The 16,359-nt window shown below is 43.3% G+C and carries 12 protein-coding genes; all 12 read left to right on the top strand.

Features of this window, described 5'->3' with window-relative positions:
• Window positions 1-82 precede the first annotated feature (82 nt).
• The 12 genes from pnp to NO992_RS10015 all read left to right on the top strand — a co-directional run bounded on the left by pnp (window position 83) and on the right by NO992_RS10015 (window position 15,893).
• Window positions 83-2,209, top strand: a complete 2,127-nt coding sequence (pnp, locus tag NO992_RS10070) for a polyribonucleotide nucleotidyltransferase (RefSeq protein WP_010370826.1) — start codon at window positions 83-85, stop codon at window positions 2,207-2,209.
• A gap of 413 nt (window positions 2,210-2,622) precedes the next feature.
• Window positions 2,623-3,510, top strand: a complete 888-nt coding sequence (gene nlpI / locus NO992_RS10065) for a lipoprotein NlpI (RefSeq protein WP_045961877.1) — start codon at window positions 2,623-2,625, stop codon at window positions 3,508-3,510.
• Window positions 3,488-4,615, top strand: coding sequence for a hypothetical protein (locus NO992_RS10060; RefSeq protein ID WP_371376647.1), 1,128 nt, complete (start codon window positions 3,488-3,490; stop codon window positions 4,613-4,615). Before nlpI ends, NO992_RS10060 begins: the two co-directional genes overlap by 23 nt.
• 203 nt (window positions 4,616-4,818) lie before the next feature.
• Window positions 4,819-7,611: a monovalent cation/H+ antiporter subunit A gene (locus NO992_RS10055; protein WP_017217780.1), complete on the top strand. Its 2,793-nt coding sequence runs from the start codon at window positions 4,819-4,821 to the stop codon at window positions 7,609-7,611.
• Window positions 7,611-7,952, top strand: a complete 342-nt coding sequence (locus NO992_RS10050; RefSeq protein ID WP_010370832.1) for a Na+/H+ antiporter subunit C — start codon at window positions 7,611-7,613, stop codon at window positions 7,950-7,952. Before NO992_RS10055 ends, NO992_RS10050 begins: the two co-directional genes overlap by 1 nt.
• Window positions 7,949-9,463, top strand: a complete 1,515-nt coding sequence (locus NO992_RS10045) for a monovalent cation/H+ antiporter subunit D (RefSeq protein WP_045989682.1) — start codon at window positions 7,949-7,951, stop codon at window positions 9,461-9,463. Before NO992_RS10050 ends, NO992_RS10045 begins: the two co-directional genes overlap by 4 nt.
• On the top strand, window positions 9,464-10,000 hold the full coding sequence (locus NO992_RS10040) for a Na+/H+ antiporter subunit E (RefSeq protein ID WP_010370836.1): 537 nt from the start codon (window positions 9,464-9,466) through the stop codon (window positions 9,998-10,000).
• The gene (locus NO992_RS10035) at window positions 9,994-10,263 is read left to right on the top strand and encodes a K+/H+ antiporter subunit F (RefSeq protein WP_010370838.1); all 270 of its coding nucleotides are present in this window, start codon (window positions 9,994-9,996) and stop codon (window positions 10,261-10,263) included. Before NO992_RS10040 ends, NO992_RS10035 begins: the two co-directional genes overlap by 7 nt.
• Before the next feature lie 9 nt (window positions 10,264-10,272).
• The gene (locus tag NO992_RS10030; RefSeq protein ID WP_371376642.1) at window positions 10,273-10,599 is read left to right on the top strand and encodes a Na+/H+ antiporter subunit G; all 327 of its coding nucleotides are present in this window, start codon (window positions 10,273-10,275) and stop codon (window positions 10,597-10,599) included.
• A 217-nt stretch (window positions 10,600-10,816) separates the two neighbouring features.
• On the top strand, window positions 10,817-12,931 hold the full coding sequence (locus tag NO992_RS10025; protein WP_045961872.1) for a methyl-accepting chemotaxis protein: 2,115 nt from the start codon (window positions 10,817-10,819) through the stop codon (window positions 12,929-12,931).
• Window positions 12,932-13,034: 103 nt separating this feature from the next.
• Complete coding sequence (locus NO992_RS10020; RefSeq protein WP_371376638.1) at window positions 13,035-14,957, top strand: DNA topoisomerase III; 1,923 nt, start codon at window positions 13,035-13,037, stop codon at window positions 14,955-14,957.
• Window positions 14,958-15,035: 78 nt separating this feature from the next.
• Complete coding sequence (locus NO992_RS10015; RefSeq protein WP_371376635.1) at window positions 15,036-15,893, top strand: tetratricopeptide repeat protein; 858 nt, start codon at window positions 15,036-15,038, stop codon at window positions 15,891-15,893.
• Window positions 15,894-16,359: the final 466 nt, after the last annotated feature.

The following is a 16,359-nucleotide window of genomic DNA, read 5'->3' as shown; positions in this document are numbered from 1 at the left end:
GCTTAAGTAAATTATGGTGAGTTTATTTAAGACTGTGATTGGTCCCCGTTGACGTTGAAAACAATTTAGTAAGGAAAATATTGTGCAAGCAATTATTAAAGAATTTCAACTAGGTCAACACACGGTGACTCTAGAGACAGGTGCTATCGCACGTCAAGCTGACGGCGCAGTACTTGCAAGCATTGGTGATACTTCGGTACTTGTTACTGTTGTAGGAAGAAGAGAAGCGGCTCCTGGCCAAGACTTTTTCCCACTAACGGTTAACTACCAAGAAAAAATGTACGCTGCGGGTCGTATCCCTGGTGGTTTCTTGAAGCGTGAAGGTCGTCCTTCAGACGGTGAGACACTAACTGCTCGTCTTATCGACCGTCCAATTCGTCCTCTATTCCCAGACGGCTTTGTAAACGAAGTTCAGGTTATCGCGACAGTGGTTTCTGTAAACCCTGAGATCCAACCAGATATCGTTGCTTTGATTGGTACTTCAGCAGCACTAGCTATCTCTGGCATTCCATTTAATGGCCCGCTAGGTGCAGCGCGCGTTGGTTTCATCGACGGTCAATATGTACTTAACCCTACGTTAAAAGAGCTAGAGACAAGTAAGCTTGACCTAGTTGTTGCTGGTACTGAAAATGCGGTACTAATGGTTGAATCAGAAGCTGAAGTGTTAACTGAAGAAGAAATGCTTGGCGCTGTTGTATACGGCCACGAGCAATCACAAGCTATCATCAAAGCAATCGAAGAATTCCGTGCTGAAGCTGGTAAAGCTGCATGGGATTGGACAGCACCTGAAAAAGATTTAACACTAGCTGAAAAAGTAGCTGCAATTGCAGAGCAAAAAGTAGGTGATGCTTACCGTATTACTGACAAAGTTGCACGTAAAGAAGCACTTTCTGAAGCAAAAGCTGAAGTCATTGAAAAGCTAGGCGCTGAAGTTGCTGAAGGCGAGTCACTAGACGAGCAAGTGGTAGGTAAAACATTCAGCTCACTTGAGAAGAAAATTGTACGTAGCCGTATCATTGCTGGCGAAAAACGTATCGACGGTCGTGAACCAGATATGGTTCGTGCGCTAGACGTGATGACGGGTGTACTGCCACGTACTCACGGTTCTGCAATCTTTACTCGTGGTGAAACTCAGGCACTTGTAACAGCAACCCTTGGTACTGAGCGTGACGCGCAGATGCTAGACGACCTAACTGGTACTCACAAGCATCACTTTATGCTTCACTATAACTTCCCTCCATTCTGTGTAGGTGAAACGGGTTTTGTAGGGTCTCCTAAGCGTCGTGAAATCGGCCACGGTAATCTCGCTAAGCGTGGTATTGCGGCAGTAATGCCAACACTGGCTGAATTCCCATATTCAGTACGTGTAGTATCTGAAATCACTGAATCAAACGGTTCATCTTCAATGGCATCAGTATGTGGTACTTCACTTGCGCTAATGAACGCTGGTGTTCCAGTTAAAGCGTCAGTTGCTGGTATCGCGATGGGTCTAGTGAAAGAAGGCGAAGATTTCGTTGTTCTTTCTGACATTCTTGGTGACGAAGATCACTTAGGTGATATGGACTTCAAAGTAGCGGGTACAGCAAACGGTGTAACTGCACTACAAATGGATATCAAGATTGAAGGTATCACCAAAGAAATCATGCAGATCGCGCTTCGCCAAGCGAAAGCAGCGCGTCTTCACATCCTAGGTGTGATGGACCAAGCGATTTCTGCACCTTCTGAAGAGCTATCTGAGTTCGCTCCACGTATCTACACTATGAAGATCCCTGCGAAGAAGATTGCTGAAGTTATCGGTAAAGGTGGTGCAACAATTCGCCAGCTTACTGAAGAAACAGATACAACGATTGAAATTGAAGACGACGGTACTATCAAGATCGCTGCAACGAATGGCAATAGTGCACAAGCTGCTATTTCACGTATCGAAGCGCTTACAGCAGAGCTTGAAGTTGGTACGCTTTACACTGGTAAAGTTATCCGTATCGTGGACTTCGGTGCGTTTGTAAACGTACTTCCTGGTAAAGATGGCCTAGTGCACATCTCACAAATCAGTGAAGAGCGCGTAAATAACGTTTCAGATCACTTAACTGTTGGTCAAGAAGTGAAAGTTAAAGTACTTGAAGTTGACCGCCAAGGCCGTGTTCGCTTAAGCATCAAAGAAGCACAAGAGAAAAAAGCTGAGCAGCCTAAAGAAGAAGGCGCTGAGTAATCTTGCAATGCTTTGCATAGAATAGAATAGAAGTGTAAAGGGGCTGAATAGCCCCTTTTTTTATGCTTTAATGCTGTTTGACTCAAAATGATGAAACAAAACTGAGTTTATCTGGTCAATAGAGAACTAGGCAAAGTTATAGTACATAACCTGAGCTGCGGATAATTAATGCCTTTCTAGCAGAAAGTTTTAGCGCTAACTGCGTTGAATTCACTTCCAATAGCCAGCTATTGGTGCGTAAATTCGCCTTGTTTTCCCTAAAACTCTCTGGCTAGACAAGGAGAAAACTAAGTTGTGCTTTAGCAACAATGAATTGGAACATTCCTTATCCAAACCTCAGGTTACATAATCAGATTGTTGGTATACCTGTGCAAAGACTCTAAACGGGCAAATGCCATTGAATGAGGAAGGAAATGAAGTTAGCGAAAATAGTTGTGCCATTAGTGCTAATGGGGCTGGTAGGATGTAAAAGCACGCAGCCAGAGGCCACTAAAAACATTGTAAATGTTCCGCTTGCAGTACCACTTCAAGCCAATTTCCGTAATGAGATTGCCATTGCTCGATTTAACGAGTTACTCTTGCAGCCAGATATGGCAAATGAGCAACGCGCGCAGCTGCTATACAATCGCGGTATGCTGTACGATAGCATTGGCTTACAAACTCTTGCTCGTATTGACTTCAATCGTGCCGTACAAATTAAGCCGGATCTCGCCGAAGTATATAATTTCCTTGGTATTCATCAAACGTTAGAACAAAACTATGGCCGCGCATATGAAATGTTTGATGCCGTGCTTGAGCTTGACGAGCAACATGAATATGCCTATTTAAATCGTGGTATCGCATTGTATTACGGCGAGCGAGCCGATTTAGCTGTAAAAGATTTTGAAGCCTTTTTGGCGCGTGCTCCAAAAGATGCGTACCGAGCTATGTGGCTGTATATTGCTCAGCAGCAAGTAGACGATGCACTTGCTAAGCAGACATTGGCGGCAAATAGCCAAGCATTAGACCCTGACGAGTGGTCGTCTCAGTTAGTTGCACTGTATTTGGGTACTTTATCTGAAGAAGCATTTCTTGCGCAGATCTCTGAGGGCGTGAGCACCCAAGAAGAGTATGCGCAGCGTCTCTGTGAAGCCTATTTTTATCTGGCTAAGCGATATCAGACCCAAGGGGATTTAGCCTCTGCGATTAGCTATTTTAAGCTCGCGCTGGCAACTAATGTATATGAGTTTGTAGAACATAAATACGCCCGTCTTGAGCTTGATTTACTTGCCCAGTTGAATGACGAACAAGACGCGAGCTAAACACCTTGTTATTTTCGTGCTTATTGGGCTGCTGTTTTCAAGCAGCCCTAATTATGCACATTTCTCCATCGCGCAAAAATCAGCACTTGTCGTCGCCAACCCAAATAGCTATTTTGCCATTGCACCGGTGCTTGAGATGTCACCCTCCCAAGCAAGTACACAACTAGTAAAAGCCATTGCGGACCTAAAGCAACCAAGTTGGGAGTTTGAACGGTTACAGCGTAGTTTGAGTGCTCAAGAGAAAAATAGCACTAAGCTGCTTTTACTCGATACTTGGTCTCGTTTAAATCGTCAGCAGCGTCAGCAAGTGTCCGAGCAGTTAATATCACTTGGCCGATATCACTTACTTTATGCGCTTTCAAAGCGCTACGCGTTAAACCCAGAACTCACTTCGTTGCTCGCGGTGTGGCAAGGAAAGTCTGTCACGACATTTTTGAATAACCCCTACTTAAGACAGTTTCACACTCTCTCAGAGCGTCAGCATTCAAGTGCGTCTTGTCGGTTTAATCTTGCATTAATCGCCAGTGATTTAGATGGTTTGCAGCGTTTACAAGTGCTTAAACATGCTTATGAGCAACAACCAGAGCCAGCCAAAGGCGTATATTGTTTATCTAAACCGATATATGCGGCGAATAAGCTCAGTTGTAAGAGGCGAAGGGGATTTGCAATGTGTGACTTACGACACGAGCAGAGCTTGTCGGAATACGATCATCTGGTGTTAATGGCAACGGAAGGACTTGCTAATGTCAGTGGCAAGCACATGACTTTAACCGCCACCAGCACCTACAATACGCTGATACATGAGCTTATGCACTTTAGCGGCTTTGAAGATGAATACCCAATACCAGCCCAAAAAGCAAAATGGCTTTGTGCGACTTCAGGGCAAAAGGCACCAAATCTTTACGTTGGTGACCAAGCACCGAGCAATTGGGTACCGAGTCGCACTTGCGAGTTAGGTAAACTTTCCTCATATAAACCCTCGAATAGTCACTCTTTGCTGGAATATCAATCAATTAAGTTAGATGAAAATTATCGTAAAAGGTGGTTGGCAGTACTGAATTCAAGACCCTTAGAAGATAAAATAGCAGTTAATTCGGCTGAATAGTTTTGAACTTATTCTGAATAGTTTGTTAAGGTTGGCTAAAATAGCATCAGCTAGAAAGTGAAACCCTAGACAACTCAAACACTAATCAAGTATAACAGGGTTCATGTACGTGTGGTTAATGTGTATCGATCGCTCCAACTTGGAAGGGGGATTGTCACATTAATCTAAACGAGCCATAACGACGCAAATAAAAGGTTTCATCTATGACTTTATTTTGGATACCCTTGCTATCCTTAATTGGCAGTTTTATCTCTGCATTTACGGGAAAGCTTTCTCGTAATCAGTCGACTGCTATAACCTTAGTAGCGCCAGCAGTGGCAATTTTACTTGCTGTTGATCTCGCCCCTGCCGTTTTCGCAGGAGAGACTATTCGGTACACATTTGAATGGGTCCCGCTTCTAGATATTAACATCGCGTTTAGACTGGATGGTCTTGCGTTACTGTTCGTTTTCATGATTTTGGGCATTGGTATGCTGGTTATCTTCTATGCCAGATACTACCTTAGCAGCAATGATTCCATGCCTAAACTTTATGCTTACTTAATGCTCTTTATGACCGCTATGCTTGGTATTGTTATGTCTAATAACGTATTACAGCTGTGGTTATTCTGGGAGCTTACCAGCATTAGTTCATTTTTACTTATTAGCTATTGGTGGCATAAGTCAGAGGCCCGCAAAGGGGCGAAAATGGCACTTGCTATCACCGGCGGCGGTGGCTTAGCACTGCTCGCTGGCTTGATGTTGATAGGAGATATTGTAGGCAGTTATAACCTGGATGTGATTTTATCGAGTCGTGAGCTTATTCAATCCCACGCATTATATGAAGTGGCGTTAATCCTTGTGCTACTTGGCGCATTTACCAAGTCCGCGCAATTTCCATTCCATTTCTGGTTACCGCACGCGATGGCTGCACCAACGCCTGTAAGTGCGTACTTACACTCTGCGACTATGGTGAAAGCTGGAATATTCTTACTGGCGCGCTTTTATCCTGCGCTGGCGGGTACAGAGCTGTGGTTTATTCTCGTTGGCCTAACTGGCTTAGCGACGCTGCTCGTTGGCGCCTATATCGCGTTATTTAAACATGATCTAAAAGGTCTGCTGGCGTTTTCAACGATCAGTCATTTAGGCCTTATTACTTTATTACTTGGTCTGGATACTGAGCTTGCGACTGTTGCGGCGGTTTTCCATATTATTAACCACGCAACGTTTAAGGCCTCTTTATTCATGGCGACGGGGATCATCGACCATGAAACGGGCACTCGTGATATGCGTAAACTTAACGGTATGTGGCGTTTTATGCCCTATACCGCAACGCTTGCGATGGTTGCCGCTTCTGCGATGGCTGGGGTGCCGCTACTTAATGGTTTCTTGTCTAAAGAAATGTTCTTTGCCGAGACGCTACACCAGCAACTTCTGGGCTCTATGTCGTGGTTGATTCCAATTTTGGCGACAATCGCCGGTGCATTCTCTGTTGCGTATTCGGCGCGATTTATTCATGACGTATTCTTCAACGGAGATCCAATTGATTTACCCAAGGAGCCACATGAAGCGCCACGCTATATGCGTTTTCCAATCGAAATCTTGGTCGCTTTATGTTTGATAGTCGGCATGTTCCCTAACTTTATCGTTGATGGCATGTTAAAAACAGCATCAAGTGCGGTATTAGGAGAGGCTGCGCCAACCTTTGAGGTTGCTATTTGGCATGGCTTTAACTTACCACTGCTTATGAGTGGCCTTGCGGTATGTGGTGGTTTATTAATTTATACTCAGCGCAAATACCTATTCCAATTCCAAGCTTCATTACCGCCAATGAACGCTAAGAAAACGTTTGAACGCACTATGTACAACATCGTGTCTTGGAGTCGCGCGCGCGTAAACGCAATAGAAAATGGCTCGTTACAGCGTTATCTGATGCTGATGTTTATCGTTGTGCTGGTGAGTGCAGGCTGGCCATTGTTTGAAATGTCACAGTTAGTGGGTAATTTAGAGCCGACGCCAATTGACGTACATAACGGTATTGGTGCTGGTTTATTAATGATTGGAGCGATTGGCACGGTTATCTGGCATCGTACTCGTATGGTTGCACTGCTGATGATTTCGGTTGTTGGTCTCATGGTGTCGGTTGCCTTTACGCGCTTCTCAGCACCGGATCTAGCGCTTACTCAGTTAACGGTAGAAGTAGTAACCATTATCCTGTTGATGCTTGCGTTATTCTTCTTACCGCAAAGAACGCCGAAGGAGTCTAGTTCTATCCGCGTACTCCGTGATATGGGTATTGCTTCAGCAATTGGTGTGATCATCGGAAGTATCAGTTACGCCTTGATCACAAGGCCATTGGATAGTATTTCTGAGTTCTTTATTGCAAACGCCAAAGTTGGCGGTGGCGGGACCAATGTCGTTAACGTTATCTTAGTGGATTTCCGTGGTTTTGATACGCTAGGTGAAATTACCGTGCTGGGTATTGCGGCGCTCGGTATTTATAAGTTGCTGATCAACTTACCACTATTTATGCCTGGCAGTGACAGTGAAGGCAGACCTTGGGCGAAAGAGAGATATCCGCTACTACTGGCAAGTATTTCGCAAAGCTTATTGCCTTTGGCATTGCTGGTCTCGGTTTATATTTTCTTGCGCGGCCACAATCTACCAGGTGGTGGATTTATCGCGGGCCTAATCACGGCGATAGCCTTTATTTTACAATACATTGCTCATGGTTCGAATTGGATTGCAGAGCGCTTTGATGTCAATTACCGCAAGATTATCGCAACGGGTATCGCTATTTCTCTAGCAACCGGTGTGGGTAGTTGGTTCTTTGGCAAACCATTCTTAACCTCATGGTTTGATTATTTTGATATCCCATTGGTAGGTAAAACTGAGTTGGCAAGTGCCATCGCATTCGACCTTGGTGTTTATATCACCGTGGTTGGTGCAACGCTGATGATTTTGGCGAGCCTAGGTAAAGTAACGGCAAATGCGCCCAAAGAAGAGGTGAATATTTAATGGAATTGCTTTATGCATCGTGTGTGGGCTTGCTAGTAGCCTGTGGCGTATTTTTGATTCTACGAGCAAGAACATTCCCTGTTGTTCTTGGTTTAACTATGTTGTCTTATGCGGTCAACTTGTTTTTGTTCGCATCGGGTAGATTGACCTTAAACAAAGCTGCAGTGCTTGGTTATAGCAGTGAGTATGCAGATCCACTGCCGCAAGCCTTGGTATTGACGGCAATTGTTATCGGGTTCGCGATGACGGCATTTGTCGTGATCTTAGCTATTCGCGGTCGTTCTGATTTGGGTAATGACCATGTAAATGGCATTGTTCCTGACAAAAAGGGTAAAGCATGATCCAACATTTGACTTCTTTACCTATTTTATTACCTATGTTGGCAGGGGTGATTCTGCTGATGCCACCGTGTGGTAAAAACCTAGCGATTAGGCGTAAAGTTTCAGTACTTATGTCGCTAATTACGTTTACAGTTTGTGCCTCACTTTTACTACATGTTCAGCAGTCTGGCATTCAGGTTTATGCGATTGGTAACTGGCAAGCACCGTTTGGTATTGTATTAGTTGCTGATCAACTTTCGACTCTGTTAGTCAGCTTAACCGCGTTGTTGTGTTTTGTGTGTTCGCTGTATAGCTGTGCCGGAGACGACGAACGAGGAAGTTTCTTCCATCCGTTACTGCACTTTTTGGTGATGGGGGTAAACGGCGCCTTCTTAACTGGTGACGCGTTCAACTTATTTGTATTCTTTGAGATTTTGTTGATAGCGTCTTATGCACTACTAATGCATGGTGGTGATAAGCACAATACCCGTGCTTCACTGCAATACGTGATCCTAAATCTAGTAGGTTCGTCGGTATTTTTGATTGCATTAGGTATCTTGTACGGTGTGCTTGGTACTTTGAACATGGCGGATATGGCATATAAGATCACTTTCTTACAAGGAGATGATGTTTATCTTGCTAAGATTGGCGGCTTATTGTTATTGGTTGTATTTGCGCTAAAAGGCGCCTTGCTACCGCTTCATCTATGGCTGCCAAACACCTATGCAACCGCGTTGCCTGTTGTTGCCGCTTTATTTGCAATCATGACAAAAGTGGGTGTGTATTCCATGATGCGAGTGTATACACTGATTTTTGGCGATCAAGCTGGTGAATTAAGTCATATGGCACAAGAGTGGCTATGGTGGCTCGCTCTGGCGACTATCGTCATGGGTGGAATTGGCGTGCTTGCTAGTCAAGACTTACGTAAGCTGTCTGCAAATTTAGTGGTGGTGTCGGTTGGTACCTTAGTGGCATTAGTCGCCGTACAAACGGTAAATAGTAGTGCTGCAGCCATTTACTATTTAGTGCACTCGACGTTAGTGTCTGCCGCATTGTTCTTACTCGCTGATTTAGTGGGGAAACAAAGGGGTAAAGTTGCCGACAGGATCACCGCAGGTCGCCCAGTAGTACAACCTATGTTACTTGGTATCATGTTTGCGATAGCGGCAATCACTGTGATTGGTATGCCGCCGTTATCAGGCTTTATTGGCAAAGTATGGATCTTAAAGTCGACCATCGAGTCGAGTCACACATATTGGTTTTGGGCGGTGTATTTGTTAGTAAGCTTAGCGGTATTAGTCAGTGTCTCAAAAGCAGGTAGCACAGTGTTTTGGCATCATACAGGTAAGGTCGATACGCAATCGGCAGAAAAAGCGCATCCAGCCCAAATTATCGCAATTCTTACCTTGATAACTTGTGCGCCGTTAATGGTGATTTTTGCCGGTCCATTGACTGATTATGCATTGTCAGCAGCCGACTCTTTGCACGACTTTTCGAGCATGACGAATGCAGTGTTAAAAGGAGCGAAATAGATGCGTTTAGAAGCAAGGTTTAAATGGCTACCAACTCCATTTCGCAGTCTACTGCTGTTTACCGTATGGTTATTGATGAATAATAGTGTGTCAGCTGGGCATATTATTCTCGCGACTATTCTAGCGATTGTGATCCCGCTTATTACCTATAGGTTTAGAACTAAGCAACCACTGATCATTAAGCCATGGCGTGCGTTTACTCATTTGCTGTTGGTGCTTTACGATATCATTACTGCCAACGTTGAGGTCGCGATAAAGATCTTAGGACCAACGAAGAAATTACGCCCTGGTTTCGTGTTGGTGCCGCTCGATATAGATCAAGCTATGCCAATTACTATTTTAGCCAGCACGGTATCTTTAACTCCTGGCACCGTAAGTGCTGAGGTATACCCTTGGCCAGAGTCTGTAAAAAGTGGCGAAAAACCAGAACGTAAATACTTACTGATCCATGTGTTAGATCTTACGGATGAGCAAGCATTGATTGATACGGTTAAATCTCGTTATGAAGCGCCATTGAAGGAGATTTTTGAATGCTAGAAACTGTAATTCTTATTGTCTTTGCGATGATAGGTGTATCACTTTTGCTAAATCTTTGGCGTTTGGTTGTTGGACCTTCAATTCCAGATAGAATTTTAGCGCTCGATACCATGTACATAAATACCATTGCGCTTATTATTCTTTATGGAATGAGTATGGGGACGGCATTGTACTTTGAAGCCGCATTATTAATAGCAATGCTTGGCTTTGTAAGTACGGTTGCGGTATGTAAGTATTTGCTACGCGGCGACATCATAGAATAGGAGAGCGATATGTCAGAATGGATAATTTCTATTTTATTACTGTTAGGTGGTTCGTTTGTATTGATAGGCTCTATTGGTCTTGTGAAAATGCCTGACTTTTTTATGCGTCTCCACGGTCCTACCAAAGCCACAACGCTTGGAATGGCGTGCTTATTGACCTCGGCAATGGTGTATTTTAGTACCACAACTGATGGCGTGAGTGTAAAAGAAATCTTGATTTCAATATTTTTGCTGCTCACCGCTCCCATCTCTGGATATATGTTGATTAAGTCAGCAATACATCACCGTTTGCCAAGCAATGAAAAGACGACTGGCAAAGATAAGATAAAAAAATAGTGCTTCGGCGCTATTTTTTTTATCCATCACTTTATAATTTATTCCTCAAAATACACCGCCTAAGCATCATAAATTTCAGTACGTTATTAAATTTTTTGCTACAGTTAAAAAAGACTTCATAGTCGCCGATAAAAATAGGGGTCACTCATTTTATCAAGTTGATGATGAACGTGCAGTGCAATTTGTTTGCATACTAAGTCTAAAAACTGGGAATGTTATGAAACAAGCTTCGATTAAAAACAAACTCTTATTCTTTGTAACAGCATTAGTAACGAGTTTGGTTGTTATATTAGTGACAACAATGTGGTTTCACCTTGCAGCAGAAAATACCAAGCAAAGTGAAGGGGTCCAACAAGCGATTTATGATGAAATATCCCAAGGTCTTATCGCTAAAGGCAATCAATATGGGCAACGTGTGGCTGGCTTTATCAATGAAGCCTATCGTGTTCCTTACACTTTGGCGGGTGTGCTATCGCATACCGCCGAGCAGGATCCTCTGAGCCGTGAACAAGTGCAAGAAATTGTCAATGGTGCGCTAAAGCAAAATCGCTTTGTGTCTTCTATGTATGCACAGTTTGAACCGAATGGTTACGATGGCAATGATGCCAGCAATCAAGGTGGTTCGAGTCACTCTGTGCCGGGCGCTGGTACCTTAGAGCTCTACTTCACTCAAGAAGCTGATGGTCCGATGCAACAAAAAGTTGAATCGGCAGAAGAAAAATATGCCGATGCAATCAATGAATTTGGCCTACGAGAAGCCGAGTGGTATCTGTGCGCAAAAGATAAAATAGCGCCTTGTATCATGGAGCCCTATTTATATGAAATTTCTCCGGGCAACAAAATGCTGATGACCTCATTGACTACACCAGTCGTGGTCAATCGTCAATTTAGAGGTTTAGTGGGCGTGGATGTAAATTTGCCGATTTTTCAAACTATGGTCGACGAGCTCTCAAACTCGCTTTACTCAGGAGCCGCTAAGGTAACCTTGTTAAGTGAGCTGGGTCTTGTTGTGGGTTCTAGTCACTATAAGAATTTAGCACGCCCACTTGCAGAGTCGACAAAGTCAGATAGGGCTGAGGTGTTAAAATCGCTGCACACAGGTTCTGGGATTAAAGAGCTTGGTGAAGATTTAGTCGTAGCAGTACCGATCAATATTGCGTTACCAAACACCACTTGGTCTCTGGTAATCGAACTACCTAAGGCAATTGCACTTAGTTCTGCTACAACGCTGCAAAGTCAGCTGGAGGAGTCGACAAACTCCGTTGGTCGCTGGATGCTTATTATAGGTATTGTTATTGCTGTTATTGGCATTGCGATTGCGGTGGTATTAGTGAACACAATTATCGGCCCGCTTACTCATATTCAGGAACGAGTCGAGAACTTAGCTTCTAGCGAAGGCGATTTAACGCATGAGCTAGAAGTGAGCCATCATGCTGAGTTGATTGCCTTGGCACATGGCTTTAACCGCTTTACTGATAAACTACGAAAAATGATTGATGACCTCAAAGGTCTTGCTGAATCTTCCTATGAGCAGTCGCATCGAACAACAGAAGCTGCGATTAACATCAAAAACAAAGTCGCTAATCAGCATCTAGAGATAGACAGCGTAGTTACTGCAATTAACGAACTCAGTGCGACCGCTTCAGAGGTGGCCCGGGCGTCTGAAAAAGCGGCTGCAAGTACGAATCAGGCCGCGGATCAAGTTCAGCAAAGCGAACAAAGCATCATTAAAACGACTGAAACGGTGCAATCAATGGCGGATCAAGTCATTGATGCAAAACAAGCGGTCGTGAAGGTATCTGAACGCAGTGATGATATTTCCAAAATACTAGAAGTGATCAGAGCCATTGCAGAGCAAACTAATTTACTGGCCTTAAACGCGGCAATTGAAGCTGCAAGGGCGGGGGAGCAAGGGCGTGGTTTTGCGGTTGTTGCAGATGAAGTTCGAGCTTTGGCGTCAAAAACACAAGCATCGACGGACGACATTAGTAAACTAATAGATAACCTACAGAGTGAAGTCGCGAACTCAGGCCGGATCATTGAGAGCTCTGTGCAGCTAGGTGAAGACGCAGTGAGTTATTGCCAAGAATCGGCTAGGTTAATGAGTACGCTAGTTGCTGAGTTGACGAGCATTTCTAATGAAGTAACGCAAATTGCGACGGCTGCGGAAGAGCAAAGTATGGTTACCGAAGAAATTAATACAAATACAACGGGCATCTCAGATGCCGCTGCTGAGCTTTCGAAGTTCGCAGATGAAGTAGAGCAAGCAGCCAGTTCAATGACGCTGATAGTCGAACAGAAACACAAGCAACTTAATTTATTAAGAACGTAAGTTTGTTGGTTTGCAAAGAGACTGGAGACAGTCTCTTTGCAGCTATGGCGTTTTTCATCAAAATTCACTATGATAACTGTATCTATATACAGTTAAGCCAATCATGAAACTCTATATCGCAGAAAAACCCTCTTTAGGTCGAGCAATCGCCGATGTCTTACCAAAACCACATAAAAAACAAGATGGTTATATAGAAGTCGCGAATGGTGATGTGGTTTCTTGGTGTATAGGCCACCTGTTGGAACAAGCAGAACCTGAAGACTACGATGCCAAATACAAAAAGTGGCAGTTTCATGATCTACCAATCGTGCCTACTCAATGGCAGTTCAAAGCAAAGCCAAAAACAAAAAAGCAGCTTAGCACTTTAAAAAAGTTACTCACAAAAGCCGATGAAATCTACCATGCTGGAGATCCAGATAGAGAAGGGCAATTGCTCGTGGACGAAGTATTTCAATTCGTAAATTTGCCAGAGCGGAAAAGAGCAAGGATCCAGCGCTTGTTGATCAGTGATTTGAATCCACAAGCTGTGAAAAAGGCATTGGCTTCGACACGTTCTAATCAAGAGTTTGTTCCTTTAAGTGTATCTGCACTTGCAAGAGCTAGAGCGGATTGGTTATTTGGTATGAATTTAACCAGAGCGTTTACGTTGGCTGGGCAAAAAGCGGGAGTGAATGCCGTTTTGTCGGTTGGCAGAGTGCAAACACCGGTACTTGGTTTGGTTGTTAGGAGAGATTTAGAAATAGAGAACTTTGTATCTAAACCATTTTATGAGGTGATTGCACATATCAATAAACCAAATTGGGGAGTCTTTGAAGCTAAGTGGGTACCAAGTGAAGCATGTAAGCCTTATATGGACGAAGATGGGCGTGTTCTGGTTAAAGCCTTAGCTGAAAATGTTGCGGATAGGATCAGTCAAAAGCAAGCAACAATAAATAAAGTTGAAACGAAACCAAAAAAGATAAATCCGCCGTTACCTTATAACCTTTCTTCTTTGCAGATTGACGCAAATAAGCGCTACGGTTTATCGGCTCAGCAAGTGTTGGATATTTGTCAGGCACTTTATGAGAAACATAAACTGATCACTTACCCTAGATCAGATAACCGTTATCTACCACAAGAACATTTTGTTGAAAGAGAGCAAGTCATTGCGGCTGCCGAGCACAATCAGGGAATAGAAAGTAAGTTTATTAAGTTGGCTGATATGAACCTAAAAGGAGCGTGTTGGAATGATAAAAAGGTAGAAGCGCATCACGCTATCATTCCAACTACTAAAAAGCTCCGCAGTGCTCAGCTTGGGCATAGAGAGTTACAGGTCTATCAACTCATCTCTGTACAATACCTTGCGCAATTCTTTCACCCCTACCGCTACAACGAAACTAAAGTGGAGTTGGAGATTAGTGGTGGTCAATTCAAAGCACAAGCGAAGCAAATCACAGATCAAGGATTCAAGATACTGTTTAAAGGTCATGAGGTAGAAAAAGAAAGCCTATTGCCGGAGTTACAGGTGGGAGAGCAACTTTTATGCGAGAAAGGTGAAGTTAAAGAAAAGCAAACCCAGCCGCCAAAGCATTACACTGAAGCCACCTTATTAGGTGCAATGACAGGTATTGCACGGTTTGTTTCCGATCAATCTATCAAAAAGGTATTGAAAGACACTGACGGGCTTGGCACTGAGGCGACGCGGGCCGGAATTATTGAACTTTTGTTTAGACGGCAGTTTCTTAGGCGAGAAGGTAAGACGATATATTCTACGGCGCTGGGAAAAGCATTTATTCAAACCCTACCTGAGTCACTTTCATTGCCAGACAGAACTGCGCTCTGGGAGTCATTGCTCGGAAAGATCGCCAATAAGGAAACGTCGTATAATCAATTTATGCAACCGCTTTGTGATGAGTTAGGTGGATTTATTGACAGCGCTCAGTCTATCAATACGAATGCACTGAAAGGCGTCCCTGTACCTGCATTTAAAAAACGTGGGGCAAGAAAGGGGAAATTTACTCGAAAGAGAAAGCCAAGCTCTGCATAATTGTTTTCTTGGCTTGGTTGTAAATTCAGATAGTGTCACTATATCAACCGTATTAATTACTCAGACAGAAAATAGAATATGAGCAATAAAATCCAACTAACCTCTGAAAACATTCAGCAAGTAATAACCGATCCAAATCCAGAGAAAGTGTTATTGCTAACCTTTTATAGCAATCAAAACCCTGAATGTGTTCAGCAAGACCAAATATTGGAGAGGATAGCGGCAGCTTATAGTGAGCACATAACCATAGGTGTTATCGACTGTGATGTCCAACAAGCTCTGGCATCTCAACTCGCTCAGCAAATTGGTTTACAAGCTTTGCCAACGATTGTGATTTTAAAAGGTGGTGCGCCAGTAGATATGCTGGCAGGGGCAAAAACAGAAGAAGAAATTAAAGAAGCTTTGTCTGAGCATTTACCATCACCTGAAGTTATTTTACTTGATCAAGCGAAGCAATTCCTCGCAAGCGGTGAGCTAAATAATGCCTTTAGTTATGCGAAGAAGGCATACGACATTGACAGTAGTAACACTCGGGTTAAGTTGGTGTTTGCGGATATCTGTATGCAAATTCAAAAATTTGATGAAGCTCAAGCGTTGTTAGATTCTGTAAATGAAGAACAGCGAGACCCGTATTATCACAATTTAGTCGCTAAATTGGCGCAAGCCGCGGCTGCACAAGATTCGCCAGAGGTAAAGCGTCTAGAGCTAGCGGTGGAAGCTGAGCCTGATTCATTAGACTTACGTTGTCAGTTAGCTCAAGCTCAGTTAGATGTGGGTAAAAAAGAGGAAGCATTGGCAAGCCTACTTATGGTGCTTAAGAAAGATATGAACTACGGTGAAGCCAAAAAGGGATTTTTAGATATTATCGCTTCGCTTCCTGATGGCGATAGTGTTGCTTCAGCATATCGACGAAAGCTATATAGTCTTCTTTACTAAAAGAATAGATCGTTGAATACCAAGATACAGGTGAAAATTTCTTCAACTGTATCTTGCATCCTCCCAAATTTGATCAATACTTATGATCCCTTCGCGAAAACTGGTGACAGTTTTATGAAGAAAATATTGCATTAATGTGGTTTTTAAGTGGTTTTGTGTGTTTTCTGTTCGAATGAACCTTTTTTATAAGTTTTAATGAAAAAAGGGGTTGCACTAAAATCGGATATCCCTATAATGCGCTTCCACCGACACGGGGAGCAACGCTGAAAAGTAATAAGTCAACGAGTTGGTAGTCGAGTAAAACTTAGCTTTGAGAGCTTGGAAGAAAACTTCTAAAGAAATTCAAAATTAAGTGTTGACAAAAAATCGGGAATGCTTAGAATGCACACCCCTCGAAACAACGAAATGTTTCGAAACGTTCTTTAAAAATATGAAGCAATCATCTGTGTGGGCACTCGTACAGATT

It is taken from the genome of Pseudoalteromonas sp. DY56-GL79 (assembly GCF_041414765.1).
Taxonomy (GTDB): Bacteria; Pseudomonadota; Gammaproteobacteria; order Enterobacterales; family Alteromonadaceae; genus Pseudoalteromonas; species Pseudoalteromonas piscicida.
Note: the sequence above shows the minus strand (reverse complement) of the source record. Positions and strands in the feature narration are given on the sequence as shown.

Coding starts and splice junctions, on each gene's coding strand:
- NO992_RS10025 (WP_045961872.1), top strand. CDS start 10,817: ATGAAACAAGCTTCGATTAAAAACAAACTCTTATTCTTTGTAACAGCA.
- NO992_RS10045 (WP_045989682.1), top strand. CDS start 7,949: ATGATCCAACATTTGACTTCTTTACCTATTTTATTACCTATGTTGGCA.
- NO992_RS10040 (WP_010370836.1), top strand. CDS start 9,464: ATGCGTTTAGAAGCAAGGTTTAAATGGCTACCAACTCCATTTCGCAGT.
- NO992_RS10035 (WP_010370838.1), top strand. CDS start 9,994: ATGCTAGAAACTGTAATTCTTATTGTCTTTGCGATGATAGGTGTATCA.
- NO992_RS10050 (WP_010370832.1), top strand. CDS start 7,611: ATGGAATTGCTTTATGCATCGTGTGTGGGCTTGCTAGTAGCCTGTGGC.
- NO992_RS10020 (WP_371376638.1), top strand. CDS start 13,035: ATGAAACTCTATATCGCAGAAAAACCCTCTTTAGGTCGAGCAATCGCC.
- NO992_RS10030 (WP_371376642.1), top strand. CDS start 10,273: ATGTCAGAATGGATAATTTCTATTTTATTACTGTTAGGTGGTTCGTTT.
- NO992_RS10060 (WP_371376647.1), top strand. CDS start 3,488: ATGACGAACAAGACGCGAGCTAAACACCTTGTTATTTTCGTGCTTATT.
- NO992_RS10015 (WP_371376635.1), top strand. CDS start 15,036: ATGAGCAATAAAATCCAACTAACCTCTGAAAACATTCAGCAAGTAATA.
- NO992_RS10055 (WP_017217780.1), top strand. CDS start 4,819: ATGACTTTATTTTGGATACCCTTGCTATCCTTAATTGGCAGTTTTATC.
- nlpI (WP_045961877.1), top strand. CDS start 2,623: ATGAAGTTAGCGAAAATAGTTGTGCCATTAGTGCTAATGGGGCTGGTA.